Origin of the sequence: Enterococcus sp. DIV1337a (assembly GCF_051712285.1) — a bacterium.
Taxonomy (GTDB): domain Bacteria; phylum Bacillota; class Bacilli; order Lactobacillales; family Enterococcaceae; genus Enterococcus; species Enterococcus faecalis.
The window spans coordinates 682,914-700,641 of sequence record NZ_JBIOOP010000001.1 but is presented as its reverse complement, the minus strand read 5'-3'; the positions used below and the strand labels follow the sequence as shown (position 1 = coordinate 700,641).

Below are 17,728 nucleotides of genomic sequence, written 5' to 3'. Positions count from 1 at the left end.
AGTGATTGACTTTAGCTTCGTTATTTTTACACTTCTTTCTGCATATGATTGTATAAGTGGCCACTAATAGTCATGGTTGTGACATCTTTAAAGCCTTTGCTTGCATATAACTTTCTCGCCCCTGGATTGTCAAAATCAACATTTAGACCCAAGGCTTGCTTCCCGCTAGCTTTGGCTACTTCAGGTAAAGCATCTAATAACTTAGAACCAATTCCCATTCCGCGGAAACGTTCATCCACAGAAATTGTGTCTAAATACCATTCATTAGGCAAGGTTTCTTCTTCAATAAATAGCCGAACGTCTTCTGCTAAGCCATGTTTTTTAAAGACTTCTCTTAAAGGTTCATCAATAATCTTTTCATCTTCTGCAGGATAGCCAACAGCAATCCCTGCAACTTCACCTGCATGTTCATAAACTAAAATTCGTTGATAGCCATAGCGATAGGTTGGATACGCCGTTGCCTCTGCTAACAGGTCAATCATTTGTTCTTCTGAGACTTCTTCTAAAATTGGTAACTCCATATCTTTTAAAATAACTAGGACTAGCCGAGCAATCGCTTGACCGTCTTCTTTTGTTGCCGAGCGAATCATTGTAATTCTCCTTTACATTTAACTAAAAAAGAACTGGCTACTATCATTACTGACTTAGCCAATTCCTTTTATCTTATCTTTAGTATAACAAATTTATTATTGAATTTCTACTGTAACCTGACGTCGTCCCCAAGCAATACATTGGTCTACTGAATCAAAATGAACATCAATAATATTTCCTTGAATAGCGCCACCTGTATCTCCAGCAATAGCAAAGCCATAACCAGAGACTTTCACTAATGACCCCAGAGGAATTACACTTGGATCAACTGCAACTACATTGCTTTGTTTACTTAAGTCAATGCCAGTAGCACTTAGATTACTTGCACCAGCTTCGCGCCAAGAATAAGCAGTTGATTCCATCTGAAGCACACGACCAGAGCCAGTTCCTGGTGTTGATGGTTCGCCTGTCGATGATTCTGTCGTTGATGACGATTCTGATGAACTAGCTGAACTTGAAGATTCAGAGCTACTGCTTTCCGTACTTGTAGAAGAGCTTGATGTTTGACTGCTTGACTCTTCAACAGTTTCGGCTTCTAGTTTAGCCGCTGCATCTGCTTGCGCTTGTTTGTCGGCAGCTGCTTGTTTCTTCGCTGCTTCTGCTTTTACAGTTTGTGCCGCACGTTTTTTCTGTGCCTCAGCTGCTGCTTTTTCGCTGACTAAGCGTTGTTGCTCTTTTTGTTTGTCTGTCGAAATTTGAGCCAATAATTCTTCATTATTCGCCATTTTTTCTTTTAAATCAGAGACTTTATTATTCATTGAAGAAGCTTCAACTTGTAATTTCTCTTCATTTTGTTTTAAAGTTGTTTGCGTATTTTCAACTTTTTCTTGTAATGCAGCTAACTTTTCTTTTTCGCTAGTTAAGCTTTCAATCTTTTCCCGTTCAAAGTTTTGTAAAACGGTCATGGCGTAGGCCCGATTAAAGAAATCTGATAAATTTTCTGCATCTAATAAGGCTTGCCAAGTACGTTGGTCGCCATTTAATTGAATATCCTTCATACGATCGCCAACAGCTTCTTTACGACGAGAAATATTTTTTTCTGTTTTTTCTATTTCCTCTTTCGAAGTTTTCAACGTATCTTCCGCTTTTGAAATTTGCGTTTTTAAACGTTCGATTTCCGCATATTTAGCATTTACATCGTCTAAGGCTGAATTGATTTCTTTACTAATTAACTCCCCAGATTGTTTCGCTTGCGCTTCTTTTTCTTGCAACGAATCAAGTGATTCTGCTGCCGCAGCGACTGGAAGTCCAAAATTGATAAGCATCATTGTTGTTAAAAATGGTATCAACTTTTTAACCTTCACTAAATCCAACACCTTTCCTAACTTATCTAAAACACCTACTCATTATACTAGTCAGGAGGGCTTGTTTTATTTCAATTATGTTACAATTTATTACAATTTAAATGCAGCTCGTTTTTTATCCTGCGTTTATTCATTAGTCCATTTCTATCTTAATTCTTTAAGAATTTCTTAAGATGCCTTAAAAACTGGCCTTTGACGATTTTTCTTTTTTTCATCCCATTAGACCATTGATTGAAATATTTTGTAATATTTTTTGTTAATTATTGAACCTTTTTCTTCAAATCTTCTAAGAGATGCCGAACTTCTTTGGAATTTTTAATGTTTTTTAAAGTTAGTTTTGGGTAATTGTTAATAAAACGACGTTGTTGGAAATTTAACCGATTTTGGAAATGCTCTTTTTTGGTTCGCTCTTTTAACTTCTGCCAATCAGCTGTAGCGATTTCCATTTTTGTGTCCAACCGTTGCTTAAATTCTTGTTGGTTCGTTTCCAACGTTTGTCCCATCTCGGTAATGAGTTTTTTGAAGCCTTGCATGTTCAGCAATGTATAAATTAAGTCAAGCCCCATTACAATCACTATGCAAAGTGCTAAGTAGTTGCCAAAGGTTGCTTGTAAAAAGCTGACAACTTTGGCGATTTCTGGTTGAATAACTTTGACAATCAAGACACAACCCAATCCCCAAAAAAGAGAAACCGGTAAAGCCACGCGACCGTTTAAATTAAAAGGTACATCATGATAATCCCACCAAGAGGCATGAAACAGTTTTTCCAAGCCATAACTAGTGACATATTCTAATATCGTCACTAAAACAGCTGAGCCAACATACAATACCAAGAGATTATTCTCAAAGGGTTCCACAAAATAGAGAACGCTTAAGATCCCAAATCCATAAATAGGACAATAGGGGCCTACCAAAAATCCTCGATAAACAAATTTTTTAGCTTTTAATGAACAATACACCGTTTCCCATAACCAGCCGATAAAGGAATAAATAAAAAATAACAGAATAACCTGACTCATTTTTTCCACGTTTCTGTCACACTCCACTTCTTTGCGCTTTTCTTCTATTTTAACAGAAGTTGAGAAAATGTAGCGAACAACTTTCTTTCATTGAAAGATTAGGCTACAATGAGAGCAGCAAAGGGAGGAATCTTATGTTTGGTTTACTGAAATACGCAAAAAATTATCGAAAACAAATTATCCTCGGTCCAATCTTCAAATTTTTAGAAGCTTGTTTCGAGTTAGTCTTACCCTTATTCATGGCTCACTTAGTCGATGTCGGTATTCGTCAAAACGACCGACAGACTGTCATAGAAATGGCCCTCTGGATGCTCGTTATGTCGTTAGTTGGTTTATTTTTTGTTATGATTTGTCAATATTATGCTTCAGTCGCTTCACAAGGTTTTGGGACGGAGCTAAGAAATCAATTAATGAAGAAAATTAATCAGCTTTCACACAAAGAATTGAATAGTTTTGGTACAGATACCCTCATCACTCGGATCACAAACGATATCAATCAGCTTCAATTGGCTTTAGCGATGTTTATTCGTTTGGTCATTCGAACACCTTTTTTAAGTATCGGTTCTGTGGTCATGGCTTTTTACATTGATGTACAGATGGGCTTTCTTTTCCTATTACTTTTACCAATTTTTAGCCTTATTCTCTTTATTATCATTAAAGTGACTGTGCCTTTATATCAAAAAGTCCAAGAATATTTGGATCGGTTAAACCGTCAAATCAGTCAAAACTTAAGCGGCGTCCGTGTGATCCGTGCGTTTGCTAGAAAGGAAACAGAACAACGACATGTTGATAAAGCTTCAGATGATTTAGGCGATATTTACATTCGCGTATCGAATGTCTCTGCTTTATTAACGCCTTTAACCACTTTGATTATGAATGTTGGGATTTTATTTTTACTTTATTTTAGTGGCTTAAAAGTTTCTTTTGGTTCCTTGCAACAAGGGGAAGTTTTAGCATTGATCAATTATATGAATCAAATGATGCTCGCTTTAATTGTTGCTTCTAATCTCGTGGTAATTTTTACGCGAGCCGCCGCTTCCGCAAACCGTGTCAATGCGGTTTTAACTGTAGAAAGCCAGTTAACAGATACACCAGAATCAGCAAAAACATCTCCACAATTTGGTGATATTACCTTTGACCATGTGGATTTTCGCTATGAACCAGAGGCCGGTTTGGCTTTGGAAAATATCAATTTTACGATTCCTAAAGGCTCCATTCTCGGTATCACGGGACCTACCGGCAGCGGGAAAAGTACCTTAACCCAACTCATTCCCAGATTTTATGATGTGAGTGCAGGAAACCTTTTTATTAATGGTGTAAATGTGCGCGATTGGCCGCTCTTTACTTTACGCCAACAAGTTGCAAGTGTCCCACAAACTGCCGTCTTATTTACAGGGACTATTCGAGAAAACTTACAATGGGGCAAACCAAATGCAACTGATGAAGACTGTTGGGAAGCATTAGCTATCGCCCAATGCAAAGAATTTGTTGAACAATTAGACCAAGGGTTAGACACACCTGTTAACGAAGGCGGAAAAAACTTTTCTGGTGGACAAAGACAACGGTTGACCATTGCCCGCGCCTTGATTAGAAAACCGCATTTACTTATTTTAGATGATTCCTTGAGTGCCCTCGACTATCAAACAGATTTGAATCTGCGCCGTGCTTTACAAAAAGAGCGAGCAGAGACAACTGTCATTTTAATTTCACAACGCGTGAGCTCGATTGCTACGGCGAATCAAATTTTAGTCCTAGATAGTGGAAAAGTCGCTGGTCTTGGCACCCACGAAGAATTACTTACTTCTTCTAAAGAGTATCAAGAAATCGTTGCGTCACAGGAGGAGGATACCCATGCAAACTAAAAAAATTCATTTTGGTGCCTTCTCACGTTTTAAGCCGTATTTACTACGCTATCCAAAAGAAATTATCGGCGCCTTAATCCTAGGAATTCTCAGTGGTTTTTCGACTGTCCTCATGACTTATTATATAGGTAAATCCGTTGATACAATGGTTGGGAAAGGGCAAGTCAATGCTGCGCAACTCATCAAAATTTTAGGTTTATTAGCAGGAATTTTACTCGTAACCGCTCTAAGTCAATGGCTGATTCAACGTCTCGGTAATCGCGTGTCTTATTTATCGACCACACAGCTGAGAAAAGACGCCTTTGCCCATTTAAATCAATTACCGTTAAGTTATTATGACCAAACGTCACACGGCAATATCGTCAGTCGCTTTACCAACGATATTGACAATATTTCAATGGCTTGCTCGGCCGTCTTCAACCAATTATTTTCTGGCATGGCCACCGTCGTTGTTGCCTTACTCTTTATGATTCGGCTAAGTCCCCTGCTCACATTAGTGGTTCTTATCAGTACGCCGATTATTTTTATTGTAAACTGGCTTGTCGCAAAAGCTTCACAAAAAAACTTTGCTGCTCAACAAACGATTGTTGGTGAAATTTCCGGCTTCGTTTCAGAAATGGTTGGCAACCAAAAAATTGTTAAAGCCTTTCAACAAGAACAAGCTACGCAAGAAACATTTGAAGCATTGAATCAAACGTTGTATGAAAAAGGACAGAAGGCTCAGTTTTCTTCTTCCTTAACCAACCCACTTTCTCGATTTATCGATCATTTATCTTATTTATCGATTGGATTAGTCGGTGGCTTGTTAGTTTTAAGTGGCAATCCTTTAGTCACAGTTGGTGTTATTTCCAGTTTCACCATTTACTCTAGTCAATTTTCTAAACCTTTTATTGAACTCTCAGGCATCACCAACCAAATCCAAGCAGCCTTAGCTGGATTGGAACGTACCTTTGATATGATGGATCAACCAGTTGAACGTCCTGATGCCCCGAACGCAATTGTTTTGAAAGAAGCGCGAGGCCGTGTTGAATTTAAAGATGTTGATTTTTCTTACACGCCAACGCGACCTTTAATCGAAAACTTTAATTTAATTGCTGAACCAGGAGAAACAATTGCCATTGTTGGGCGAACTGGTGCGGGTAAATCAACATTAGTGAATTTGTTAATGCGCTTTTACGAGGTAGACCGTGGCCAAATTACGGTTGATACTCACGACATTACTCAAATTACTCGGGATAGCTTACGAAAAAGTTTTGGCATGGTTCTCCAAGATACTTGGCTATTCGATAGCTCCATTCGGGAAAATTTAACGTACGGTAATCCTGAAGCCTCTGAGGAAGAAATCATAGAAGCCATGAAAAAAGCCCATATTTTTGATTTCGTCATGCGTTTGCCTCAAGGACTAGATACCGAGATTGGTTCCCAAGGCGTTAAAATTTCTGAAGGACAACGACAATTAATGACCATTGCACGCACGATGATTAGTAATCCGCCGATGCTTATTTTAGATGAAGCGACCAGTTCAGTTGATACGCTGACTGAGCAAAAAATTCAGGATGCTTTTTTACAAATGATGACTGGCCGGACCAGTTTTGTTATTGCCCATCGCTTAGCAACAATCAAAAGTGCTGAAAAAATTCTAGTTATGGATAATGGTCAAGTGGTTGAAATTGGTACCCATGACGAATTATTGCAAAAAGAACAGGGTTATTATCGTGACCTTTACGAAGCACAGTTTAATCAAAAAGCACAATAAAAAAGAGTCACTTTTCTGGGATGATGAAAAGTGACTCTTTTAATTTTAAATTTATTGATCTAATTCAGATAATGGTTTCCCAAATAAACGTTTAAAAGGAATTTTATTGCCTAAATAATAAGTGGCAATTACTTGAATGGGAAAGAAAATAACTGTTTTAACTAAGCGTGGCACCCACCAAGCAAAATTTGCTAGATTGACTCCATACATTAAACTTAACCATAAAGGAGTTAAAATGATATTAATTAAAACGGTGACCATCAATGTCGCCAAAATCACTCGTTGCCATGTCATTTCTTTCTTATAATAGAAATAACCATAAATAGCACCAGCCAAAAAGGCATTTAAAGTAAACCCAGGAAAATAGCCTGCTTTTGGAAAAAGCAACATTCCTACTACATCAGCCACCGCCGTGCCGATTCCAGCCCAAAAAGGTCCGAAAATCATCCCAATCAATGATTCTGGAATAAACGTGAAACTGATTTTTAAAAACGTTGTTTCATACGCAAAAAAGCGTGAAAAGACAACGACCACCGCAATGAGTACGCCCATTAACGCAATGGATTTTGTGCCAAATTTTTTCTTTGTCATTTTTAGCATCTCCTCTAAGAGCTGCTACATGACGAACCATGCAGCGAATGCGAAAACAAAACCGCGAACATTAAAAAGCTGAACGTGTTGTTCTGATGATAAGCAAAGTAAGAACCTTTGCTTTCTAGCAACACACTATTTATGTTCTTCGTCCAAAAGGCAACATCCCATCCTTTTAGCACTTAACGCTTTGTCTCCTACTCTGTTATTTTATTTGGACAAAAGTCCTCATAAAATATACCACAAAATAGTCAAAATAACCATTAAGGTTCTCTAAAAAGCTAACGGTCGACGATCGCCTTCATGGATGACCTCACGGAAGTCCGCAAACCCCGCCTCGACACCTCTCAAAAGAATTTCAGCACTGCCAATATTGGTCGCTAAAGGAATTTCATAGACATCACTGAGACGAATCAAAGCCGTCACATCTGGTTCATGTGGTTGTGCAGAAAGAGGATCTCTTAAAAAAATAACTAAATCAATGTTGTCTTCTGATATCATTGCGCCAATCTGTTGATCCCCACCTAATGGCCCTGATTTAAAGCAATGCACGGGTAGGCCAGTTGCTTCCATCACTTTCATGCCTGTCGTCCCGGTTGCATACAATTCATGTTTTTCTAAAATATGTTTATAAGCGGTTGCTAGTTTGATCATTAATGTTTTTTTACGATCATGAGCGATTAAAGCGATTTTCATGTTATCCAACTCCTGTCTTTGTTATATTATAACAAAAGTTTATCGATAAATCCGCTGAGAGTGTTTGTCCTTTGTCACCTTGACGAAAAAGTCTTCTTTTTCTTGTGCAATTCTCCCTTGCCGAAAGATAGCGTTTTCATTTAAACTATGAGTAACAAATCAAAAAGAAAAGAGTGACGTATCAAATGGTGGAAATGGCGCTTAGAAATGTGTATAAAAAATATGATAATGCAGAACATTATTCTGTTACAGATTTTAACTTAGAAATTACAGACCGTGAATTTATCGTCTTTGTCGGACCTTCTGGTTGCGGTAAATCAACAACATTGCGAATGATTGCTGGCTTAGAAGATATCACTGAAGGAGAATTATCAATCGGGGACAAAGTCATGAATGACGTTGCGCCAAAAGATCGTGATATTGCTATGGTTTTCCAAAACTATGCGCTTTATCCGCATATGACTGTTTTTGATAACATGGCTTTTGGTTTAAAACTAAGAAAATATGATAAAGCTGAAATTAAAAAACGGGTGGAAAATGCTGCGGATATTCTGGGCTTAACAGAGTACTTACAGCGTAAACCTGCGGCACTTTCTGGTGGGCAACGCCAACGTGTGGCACTTGGGCGGGCAATCGTCCGTGATGCCAAAGTCTTTTTAATGGATGAACCTTTATCAAACTTGGATGCAAAATTACGTGTAGCCATGCGTGCTGAAATCGCTAAACTACACCAACGTTTAGAAACTACGACAATTTATGTGACACATGACCAAACCGAAGCGATGACTATGGCTGATCGAATCGTAATTATGAAAGATGGCTTTATTCAACAAATTGGTTCACCAAAAGAAGTTTACAATACACCAAAAAACATGTTCGTAGCTGGGTTCATCGGCTCACCTGCCATGAATTTCTTCAAAGTTACCTTAAACAATGGGGTTATTTCTAACCAACATGGCTTAAAACTAGCAATTCCTGAAGGAAGAAACAAAGAGCTCGTTGAACATGGTTATGAAGGCAAAGAATTAATTTTCGGTATTCGGCCAGAAGATATTCATAGCGAACAAGTGGCTTTAACGGCAATGAAAGATGCGGTGATTAAATCTGAAGTCGTTGTTTCTGAATTATTAGGGGCTGAATCCATGCTTTATACAAAAATTGGTGATACAGAGTTTATCTCAAAAGTAGATGCTCGTGACTTCCACCATCCTGGTGAAATGATTGACTTAGCTTTTGATATTAACAAAGGACATTTCTTCGACCCTCAAACAGAAGAAGTCATTAAATAAAAAAATCTCGAGGCAGCCGTCGCAATGACGGCTGCCTCGATTATTCTCTTTATGCTAATTTAACCTTCTTCTTTATCACTTTGGGTTGTTTCGCTTCTGTAAAAGTTGGAATATCTACATGTTTACTTAAGGTACTTGCTAAAAAGTAGGCAATACTGAAATCCACCAAACTATGAATTAATCCACCAACGCCCATCAAAAGAAAAATAGAATACATGAAGCCGGCTGTATAATAGGTTCCTGGCAAGTTGCCCATTGTGTAAAATACAGAAACAACCACTAGCTCGGCAGCGGAATGAATCACTCCAATTCCCACGTTAAACAACTGTAATTTTCCATTTAATAAAGTGAATTTCCCCTCTTTATTAATTAAAATTTCTGGATGCTTTTGTAAAATCACTGCGCCAATGACTGCAAAAATCAAATGAGATAAGGCCCGTAAAGCAATAATCGGTGTCGCGGATAAGAAAAACCCAAAACCTGTTCCTAGACTAACCGCAATTGCCACCACTGGAGAAATAAACATGGCAATAAAAACTGGGACGTGACTTGCTAACGTAAAACTGGCTGGACCAATGGTAATTCTTGGCATAACCATTGGAATGATAATCCCCATTGCAATTAAAAGTGCTGAAATTGTTAAACGTTTTACTGAGTTTGTTTTCATTAAAACTGCCTCCTAAAGGTGTCATGACACCTTTTTGTTTTTCTCAAGTGTAGCTGAACAGCCGCAATGTGTCAAGACACATAAAAGAACTTTCTGTTATTTCTCATAAATAACAGAAAGTTCTTTTTTATACTGGTTTATTTTTTTCTAAAGTATTACTTAAACGAGCGAATTCTTCTAAAGACAATGTTTCACCACGTCTAGAAGGATCAATTTCTGCTTCAACTAGGCTTTCTTTAAGCCAAGCCACCGTTTGTTCATCTTTCCCATAAAAATGCGTTAAGTTATTCCACAATGTTTTACGTCTTAATTGGAAACTGGCTTTGGTTAATTTGAAAAATTCTTTTTCATTGGTCACTGTCACCGCTGGTGTAGCACGGCGTGTCAATTTAATAATCGCCGAGTCAACATTGGGCTGCGGCACAAAAACTGTTTTTGGCACAATAAAGGCGACACTTGCTTCCATAAAATATTGGACAGCAATTGATAATGAGCCATAAGCTTTCGTTCCTGGTTTAGCAGCAATTCGATCAGCGACCTCTTTTTGCATCATCACAACCATTTCAGCTACATCTAAAGAAGATTCTAAAAAATGCATCATAATTGGCGTAGTAATATAGTAAGGTAGGTTCGCTACTACTTTAATCGGATACTTCTCTTGAAAAACTTGGTTGGTTGTCTCGACCAAGTCAGCTTTTAAAACATCCTGATGAACCACTGTCACATTATCATAGCGACTTAAGGTATCCGCTAAGACAGGAATCAAGCGATCATCAATCTCAAAAGCCACAACTTGGGCTGCGTTCATCGCTAATTGCTCTGTTAATGCACCAATTCCAGGCCCGACTTCGACAACATTTGTCTGCTGATTAATTCCCGCTGTTTCTACAATTTTTCTTAAAATATTAGGCTCTGTTAAAAAATTTTGACCTAAACTCTTTTTAAATGAAAATCCATGCTTTTTTAGTATTTCTTTGGTTCTGGATGGTGTGGCAATTTCTTTATAGTCCGTCACGCTTGTTCCTCCATGTAGTTATTCTTCGTTTGCAAGTTCTTTTAAAATACGTGTCATGCTTTCTTTCAATTCTGCTTCTGTAATCCGAAACATGCTTAACCGTTTGACTAACTGTTTGCTATTTGTATAGCCAATTCTTAGGTCATCTCCTAATAATTCACGGTATTTTTTGGCATTTGCTCCCGCTATTAAACCATATTCAACTAGTTTTTGTCTAGGAATTTCTTGATAGTCTTCACCAGCTTGGACAGGTGTCACGACTTTTTTTAAGGCTTCAATAATTGCTTCATCACTAGCATGTTCAACCCCTAGGCTACCGCCATTTTTTTTAGGCACTGCGACTTTTCTTGATAAAAAAGCATGCTTTGCATCAGGAACGACTTCCATTATTGTTTTACGAATTTTTTCGCCCGAATAGTCTGGATCTGTAAAAATAATTACGCCTCTCGTTTCTTGTGCGTGTTCAATTTGTGTCAAAATTTCATCATTGATAGCAGAACCAATCGTTTCAATCGTATCCGCTTCAACTACCTCTTGAATGCGGCGTGTGTCGTCTTTTCCTTCAACGACAATGATTTCTGCAACTTTCATTTTTCCCTTCATTTATCTATCCCAAACAAGCGATGAGCGTTGACTCTCGTTTGTTCTGCCACTTCTTCAAAGGTTAGTTGTCGTAATTCAGCAATTTTTTCCACTACGTATCGTGTATAGCCTGGTTCATTCCGTTTACCACGATAAGGAACGGGAGCTAAATAGGGTGCATCTGTTTCCACCAACATTCGTTCGAGTGGTACCGCCATCGCCGCTTCTTGAACATCCAACGCCTTTTTAAACGTTACGACTCCACTAAAAGAAATATGCAGACCTAAATCTAAAAATTTCTTCATCCACTCGGCATCGCCACTGAAACTATGCATGATTCCACCAATATCTGAAATTTTTTCATCTTTTAAAATTCGATAGGTATCTTCTAATGCCTCTCTCGTATGCACACTAAACGGTAAATTCATTTCCCGAGCAATCGCAATTTGACGGCGAAAGACTTTTTCTTGCACCTCTTTAGGATCCTCCATCCAGTAATAATCAAGACCGATTTCACCTAATGCGACAATTTTTGGCAACGTTAATTGTTCTTGTAATCGTCGTTCAACCTCTGGCGTATAGCTGCCCGCTTCTGTTGGATGCCAACCAATGATACTATAAATATTGGCATATTCCTGACTAAGTAAAAGAGATTTTTCAATCGTTGGTTCATCAAAACCGACCACGGCCATCTCTGTAACACCCAATTCTTGGGCATGTGCAATCGTTTCTGGAATATCATCATTAAATTGTTCTGCATTCAAATGTGTATGTGTATCAAAAATCATTATGATTGCCTCCTTTATCTCCTCTCTACTTTATCATATTTCTTGAAAAATCTGAATGACTAGGCGACAAGATTCGCCATTTCCTCATAAACAGCGCTTGCATTTCTGATAAAAGTAACGTATACTATTCAGTCATGTTATTAAAAGGAGGAATCTCCATGACCGATGAAAAAATTTATGAACAACAGCATTTAACAACGGTTTATCATGAGCTGCAAGCGGCTAAAAAAGTTTACGAAGAGCAATTGGCGAACACAATGAAAGATGGCAAACATATGCTAGAAGAATTTGGTCGCGATTCTAAGCTGAATTTTGATAGTTATGCCGATAATTTAGAAACGTTTGCCATGTTGGAAATGAAGAACCGTGAAATTGATCAGTGGAACTTAAAAAATGAAGCAACGGCTAAAAATTTAGACAAAGTGAAACGTCTATTACAAGTTCCTTATTTTGGCAAAATTGGCGTGACTTTTGAAGACAGCCCGGAAGAGCCAGAAAACTTTTATATTGGCGTAAACGATTTTACTTCTTTAGAAGAAGAAACGCGCATTCACGATTGGCGCTCACCGATTGCTTCGTTATTTTATGACAATGTTTTAGGGAAAACAGCCTACATGGCACATCAACAAACCATTCCTGTACAACTTAATTTGAAAAGACAGTTAATTATTGAAAAAGATCAATTAATCAACTATTTTGACACAACCATTGCGATTCAAGATGATGTGTTATTGCATTCTTTAGAAGAAGATGCTTCTCCTTACATGAAGGACATTACGACAACCATTCAACAAGAACAAAATCAAATAATTCGTGACGAAACGCAGCCACTCCTGCTAGTCAACGGGATTGCTGGTAGTGGGAAAACGTCTGCGATTATGCAACGGATTGCTTATTTACTCTATCAACATCGAGCAGAAATTACGGCGGATAATATTTTATTACTTTCACCAAATTCAACATTTATTGATTATATTTCTCAAGTTTTACCGAATTTAGGCGAACGAAATCCCTTGAATTTGACTCTTTTACAATTTTTGCGCTTTACTACCAAAGAAGCATGGCCCATGGAAGAAGAAACGGACTATTTTGAACGCATTACTCGCTCTGAGGCAACGGAGCAAGAGCACGTTATTCGTTCAAAAGAATTTGCAACGTTTCTTTTAAGCAATCCTGAAAAAGCAGTTGTGCAGCCACATTTTTTCCGTCCTTTAACTTTTAAAAAGCAGACCTTATTTACTTCAGAAACAATTTTTAAACTTTATCAAGAAACACCAGCTGATTTGAGTATTCGCCAACGAATTTCAGCCACAAAAGAAAAATTAACCAGTCTTTGGACACGGTACTTATTAAAACAAGCCCATTCTAAAAAAATGTTGGATCAATTCCAAGACTTAACAGAAGCTGAACAAGTTCGTTATTTTGGCACAGTGATTACCGAAGATAATGAAAAACATCTGGCTGATTTTGCTTTAAAACGTTTGAAGAAAAAATATCGCTCTATCACTGCCGCTATCAAAAATGATGCTTGGCTAGATCAATGGGCCTTTTTTGAAACGTTTTATTCTTTATTCACTGAAAAATCGTATCAAAAAGAGACAGCTGTTTTCACAGCCGATGAAATTGTGGCCCTTATTTTGGTGAAACATGCATTTATTGAAAACCTCGCCAACCAGCAAATGGCTTTTATCCTAGTCGATGAAGTCCAAGATTATACAGAAGCCCAATTATTATTACTGCTGACACTTTTCCCTAAAGCTAGTTTTACTTTAGCTGGTGATGAAAATCAAGCCATTTTTAATACAGCCATTGAATTTTCTGAAGCTCATGATTTATTGGTTAACGAAACCAGCCGTTCTGTTGGAACGTATCAATTATTAAACAGTTACCGTTCAAGTAAAGAAATTACACGACTCTTCCAAACATTAGGCACTCAACCAGAGCAATTAACCATTGTGCCCATCCGGCATGATGGAGAAAAGCCGACATTTATTCCTTGTGATTCTGCGTCTGACTATCTTAAAACAATCGTCGCTTTCATTGCAACTTTTGATCCGAAAGAAAGCACCGCCATTATTACTAAAACTTTTGCAGAAAAAGAACAATTAACAAAAGAACTCAGTGCTTCTCTTTCATTGGAAGAGCATCCGTCACTGCAAGTTTTATCAATTGATATGGCAAAAGGTCTAGAATTTGATAACGTAATTCTTCATAACCCAAATGTTAATCGCTATTCTGACAATAAACGAGATAAAAAAATCCTGTATACTGCTATTTCTCGTGGAATGAAACGGGTTGTTTTACCTTATACCGACACACTGTCTGAATGGTTTGCACCTTACTTGGCAGCCGAGTAACTGAGACTTAAGGCGGATTTTATTTTTAGAAAAACCACTTATAATAAACGAGTAGGCCCTGCTTTTTAATTAGTAGACCTACTCGTTTATTGTCTCTTAAGTTGAGAGGAGCGTGATAAGGTGAAACACTCACCTGATTTAGAGAATTTTTTAAAAACCTCTATCCAAAAAAATGTAACTATTGAGCGAAAACAACAAAACCAAACCATTTGGCACTGGCTACTGCTTATTTTATTTGGCTTGCTAACCTTTGGCTCACTGACACAGCAGTTACTCCTAATTGGCTTGTTTACACTTATTGCCGCTATTGTTAAAGGTCCCTTAATGCTCGTCTGGGGAACCATCTATTCGGCGTTAGTGGCTTTGTTTCCACCTTTTGCTTTAGTCCTATCTTTACTTTTTTTTATAATTAATTTAGGCACCGTTATGAAAAGTTGGCGGATTACTTTAACAAGTGCTTACTTTTATCTAATTCCTTTAGGTTTTAGTCTCTTGAAAACGACCGACTGGGTATCAACACCTTATTTCCTGACAGGCTTGGCTTTGTTAAGTATTTTAGGGCTGCATTTTATATTAGAGTGGCTCTATAAAAATAATAGCTTAGGCCGTTTACTCACGTGGCAAATTATTAGTGTCCCTTTTTCACTCTTACTGATTATTTTACCAAGTCGCCTAACGAAAGGTCGTTTTGGTAAAAAACGAATACCTAAAAAAGTGAAACTCTAAAATAGAAAAGCCTAGGAAAAATCGCAAATAATTTTTTCTAGGCTTTTCTTCGATTCTTTTAATTGAAAAATTCGTTGATTTTCGATTTTAGGACGTCGATAAAACTGGAGAAAGAGAGTTCACTTGTTTGTGAATATGTCCAATGAGCCAATAACAGAAAAACTAAAATAACCAGTAGCGCAACCACTAAAAAGGTTCTAATTCTTGCCCTTCTTTTTCTACGTTGAACTGTTAGCCGTGCTTGTTCCCTTACTCTCATAGCTTCTAAATAATACGGACGCCATTTAGGATCATTTTTTCGTTGCTCATAAAACTTAAATTTATGATAAGCCATCAAACTTCCCCCACATCAAATCACTTTTCTTCTAGTATACAAAAAAAGTGTGAAAGATAAAAGGTTACAATTCACCTTTTATCTTTCACACTTATACTTTTACGCGATTCCTGCACCATTTGGCATTTCTTTTGGTGCTTCAACAATTTGAAGTTTACCTTCTAGTGATTCAGCTGAAAGAATCATTCCTTGGCTAATTTGACCACGCATTTTTCTTGGTTTTAAGTTAGCCACAATGACTACTTTTTTACCAATTAGCGCAGCTGGATCTGGATAAAATTCAGCAATACCTGAAAGAATTTGACGATGGTTTTCATCCCCAGCATCTAAACGGAATTGCAATAATTTATCTGCTCCTTTGACTTTTTTACAGTCAATAACTTCGGCAACTTTTAATTCCACTTTATCGAAATCATCGTACTTAATTTGTTTTTCTTTCGTTGAAACCAACGTTGTTTCTTCTGGATTCCATTTAATATCCTCTTCTGTGGCACTTTCGCTTTGGGACATTTTCTTTTGAATATACGTCACTTCTGTTTCAATTTCTAAACGTGGGAAAATAGGTGTTCCTTTACTTGTTACTGTTACGTCTGTTGGGAACTCACCAAAATGAATATTTTCCATGTTCATTGTTTCTGGATCTAAGCCTAATTGTTCGAAAATTTTCCCTGGTGTTTCTGTCATGACTGGTTGCAATAAGATTGCCACAATTCGTAAGCTTTCCGCTAAATGGATCATGACACTTTCTAATTCATTGCGTTTCTCTTCTTCTTTAGCCAATACCCAAGGCGCTGTTTCATCAATATATTTATTTGCACGAGAAACCAGCGTCCAGATTTCTGCAATAGCCGTGTTAAATTCCATTTTTTCCATTGCTTCATGATATTTTCCAATAACATTAGCCGCAGTTGTCGATAGTTCACTATCAAATGGGGTAACTTTTGAAGCATAAGCTGGTACTTTGCCATCACAATATTTATTAATCATCGCAATTGTTCGATTCAACAAGTTTCCTAAGTCATTAGCTAAATCATAATTTAAGCGAGAAACGAAATCTTCTGGTGTAAAGACGCCATCACTACCAAATGGAATTGCTCGTAATAAATAATAACGTAACGCATCTAGACCGTAGCGTTCTACTAACATTTCAGGATAGACAACATTTCCTTTAGATTTAGACATTTTTCCGTCTTTCATCAATAACCAACCATGTCCAAAGACTTTTTTCGGTAATGGTAAATCTAAAGCCATTAACATAATTGGCCAATAAATCGTATGGAAACGTACGATTTCTTTCCCAACCATTTGTACGTTCGCAGGCCAATATTTTTGGAATAATGAATCATCTTCTGAGCCGTAACCTAGTGCTGTAATATAGTTTGACAACGCATCAATCCATACGTAAACCACATGTTTTGGATCATTTTTTAATGGAATTCCCCAAGAAAAAGTCGTTCTTGAAACGGCTAAATCTTCTAATCCCGGTTTGATGAAGTTATTTAGCATCTCATTTTTACGAGATTCTGGTTGAATAAATTCTGGATGTTCTTCGTAATATTCTACCAAGCGATCCGCATATTTACTCATGCGGAAGAAATAGGATTCTTCTTTAACTAATTCAACTTCGTGACCACTTGGTGCTTTCCCACCAATCACATTGCCTTCGTCGTCACGATATACTTCAGCTAATTGTGTTTCAGTGAAAAATTCTTCATCCGAAACTGAATACCAACCTTCATATTCTCCAAGGTAGATATCTCCTTGTTCTACTAAACGATCAAAAATTTGTTGCACGGCTGCCATGTGATAATCATCCGTTGTCCGAATAAATTTATCATAGCTGATATCTAATGTTTTCCATAATTTTTGAACATCTGCTGCCATTTTATCAACGTACTCTTTTGGTGTCACATTCAACTCAGCAGCTTTTTTTTCAATTTTTTGGCCATGTTCATCCACACCTGTTAAATAGAATACATCAAAACCCATTAAACGCTTGTAACGGGCCATTGCATCGCAGGCGATTGTTGTATATGAATTCCCAATATGTAACTTCCCACTTGGGTAATAAATTGGGGTGGTAATATAAAATGTTTCTTTCTGTGACATACAGAAAAAACCTCCTTTAGTCATTTTCCTAAACCCTCAGGA

16 protein-coding genes and 1 riboswitch are annotated in these 17,728 nt (G+C 37.5%); of the genes, 5 read left to right on the top strand and 11 right to left on the bottom strand.

Annotated elements, in window-relative coordinates; genetic code table 11:
• Positions 1–26: 26 nt before the first annotated feature.
• The 3 genes from IGL49_RS03380 to IGL49_RS03370 form a co-directional block, all read right to left on the bottom strand.
• Positions 27–590, bottom strand: a complete 564-nt coding sequence (locus tag IGL49_RS03380; RefSeq protein WP_002355832.1) for a GNAT family N-acetyltransferase — start codon at positions 588–590, stop codon at positions 27–29.
• 96 nt (positions 591–686) lie between these two features.
• Positions 687–1,907 carry a 3D domain-containing protein gene (locus IGL49_RS03375; RefSeq protein ID WP_425268199.1) on the bottom strand — a complete coding sequence of 407 codons (1,221 nt, stop codon included), beginning with the start codon at positions 1,905–1,907 and terminating at the stop codon, positions 687–689.
• A 248-nt stretch (positions 1,908–2,155) separates the two neighbouring features.
• Positions 2,156–2,923 (bottom strand): putative ABC transporter permease, encoded by a 768-nt coding sequence (locus IGL49_RS03370; protein WP_164982959.1) that lies wholly within the window; start codon positions 2,921–2,923, stop codon positions 2,156–2,158.
• Between the two features lie 125 nt (positions 2,924–3,048).
• On the opposite strand from IGL49_RS03370, the gene IGL49_RS03365 reads away from it, so the two are divergent.
• Both IGL49_RS03365 and IGL49_RS03360 read left to right on the top strand, forming a co-directional pair.
• Positions 3,049–4,776: an ABC transporter ATP-binding protein gene (locus tag IGL49_RS03365; protein WP_104854532.1), complete on the top strand. Its 1,728-nt coding sequence runs from the start codon at positions 3,049–3,051 to the stop codon at positions 4,774–4,776.
• On the top strand, positions 4,766–6,532 hold the full coding sequence (locus tag IGL49_RS03360; RefSeq protein ID WP_104854533.1) for an ABC transporter ATP-binding protein: 1,767 nt from the start codon (positions 4,766–4,768) through the stop codon (positions 6,530–6,532). Before IGL49_RS03365 ends, IGL49_RS03360 begins: the two co-directional genes overlap by 11 nt.
• Positions 6,533–6,583: 51 nt before the next feature.
• Here the strand turns inward: IGL49_RS03360 and IGL49_RS03355 are convergent, their stop codons facing one another.
• Positions 6,584–7,132 carry a folate family ECF transporter S component gene (locus IGL49_RS03355; protein ID WP_162782638.1) on the bottom strand — a complete coding sequence of 183 codons (549 nt, stop codon included), beginning with the start codon at positions 7,130–7,132 and terminating at the stop codon, positions 6,584–6,586.
• A gap of 30 nt (positions 7,133–7,162) precedes the next feature.
• A riboswitch (THF riboswitch) is annotated at positions 7,163–7,330 on the bottom strand.
• A 66-nt stretch (positions 7,331–7,396) separates the two neighbouring features.
• A complete protein-coding gene (mgsA, locus tag IGL49_RS03350) occupies positions 7,397–7,819 on the bottom strand; it encodes a methylglyoxal synthase (protein WP_002355823.1) in 423 nt (140 codons plus the stop codon).
• A 185-nt stretch (positions 7,820–8,004) separates the two neighbouring features.
• Between mgsA and IGL49_RS03345 the strand changes: the two genes are divergently transcribed.
• Positions 8,005–9,108 carry an ABC transporter ATP-binding protein gene (locus IGL49_RS03345; protein ID WP_002355822.1) on the top strand — a complete coding sequence of 368 codons (1,104 nt, stop codon included), beginning with the start codon at positions 8,005–8,007 and terminating at the stop codon, positions 9,106–9,108.
• A gap of 49 nt (positions 9,109–9,157) precedes the next feature.
• On the opposite strand, the gene IGL49_RS03340 is transcribed toward IGL49_RS03345, so the two are convergent.
• The 4 genes from IGL49_RS03340 to IGL49_RS03325 form a co-directional block, all read right to left on the bottom strand.
• Positions 9,158–9,775 carry a hypothetical protein gene (locus tag IGL49_RS03340; protein WP_002355821.1) on the bottom strand — a complete coding sequence of 206 codons (618 nt, stop codon included), beginning with the start codon at positions 9,773–9,775 and terminating at the stop codon, positions 9,158–9,160.
• A gap of 127 nt (positions 9,776–9,902) precedes the next feature.
• Entirely contained in the window at positions 9,903–10,790 is an 888-nt protein-coding gene (gene rsmA / locus IGL49_RS03335) for a 16S rRNA (adenine(1518)-N(6)/adenine(1519)-N(6))-dimethyltransferase RsmA (protein ID WP_104854535.1), read from the bottom strand.
• A gap of 18 nt (positions 10,791–10,808) precedes the next feature.
• Entirely contained in the window at positions 10,809–11,393 is a 585-nt protein-coding gene (rnmV, locus tag IGL49_RS03330; protein WP_164982958.1) for a ribonuclease M5, read from the bottom strand.
• Positions 11,390–12,160 (bottom strand): TatD family hydrolase, encoded by a 771-nt coding sequence (locus IGL49_RS03325; protein WP_104854537.1) that lies wholly within the window; start codon positions 12,158–12,160, stop codon positions 11,390–11,392. Before IGL49_RS03325 ends, rnmV begins: the two co-directional genes overlap by 4 nt.
• A 134-nt stretch (positions 12,161–12,294) precedes the next feature.
• Between IGL49_RS03325 and IGL49_RS03320 the strand changes: the two genes are divergently transcribed.
• A complete protein-coding gene (locus tag IGL49_RS03320) occupies positions 12,295–14,517 on the top strand; it encodes a HelD family protein (RefSeq protein ID WP_164982957.1) in 2,223 nt (740 codons plus the stop codon).
• Between the two features lie 120 nt (positions 14,518–14,637).
• On the top strand, positions 14,638–15,243 hold the full coding sequence (locus IGL49_RS03315; RefSeq protein WP_104854539.1) for a hypothetical protein: 606 nt from the start codon (positions 14,638–14,640) through the stop codon (positions 15,241–15,243).
• 58 nt (positions 15,244–15,301) lie between these two features.
• Here IGL49_RS03315 and IGL49_RS03310 read toward each other — a convergent pair whose 3' ends face one another.
• Both IGL49_RS03310 and metG read right to left on the bottom strand, forming a co-directional pair.
• Positions 15,302–15,577: a hypothetical protein gene (locus IGL49_RS03310; RefSeq protein WP_104854540.1), complete on the bottom strand. Its 276-nt coding sequence runs from the start codon at positions 15,575–15,577 to the stop codon at positions 15,302–15,304.
• Positions 15,578–15,676: 99 nt separating this feature from the next.
• Positions 15,677–17,686: a methionine--tRNA ligase gene (gene metG / locus IGL49_RS03305; protein ID WP_104854541.1), complete on the bottom strand. Its 2,010-nt coding sequence runs from the start codon at positions 17,684–17,686 to the stop codon at positions 15,677–15,679.
• Positions 17,687–17,728: the final 42 nt, after the last annotated feature.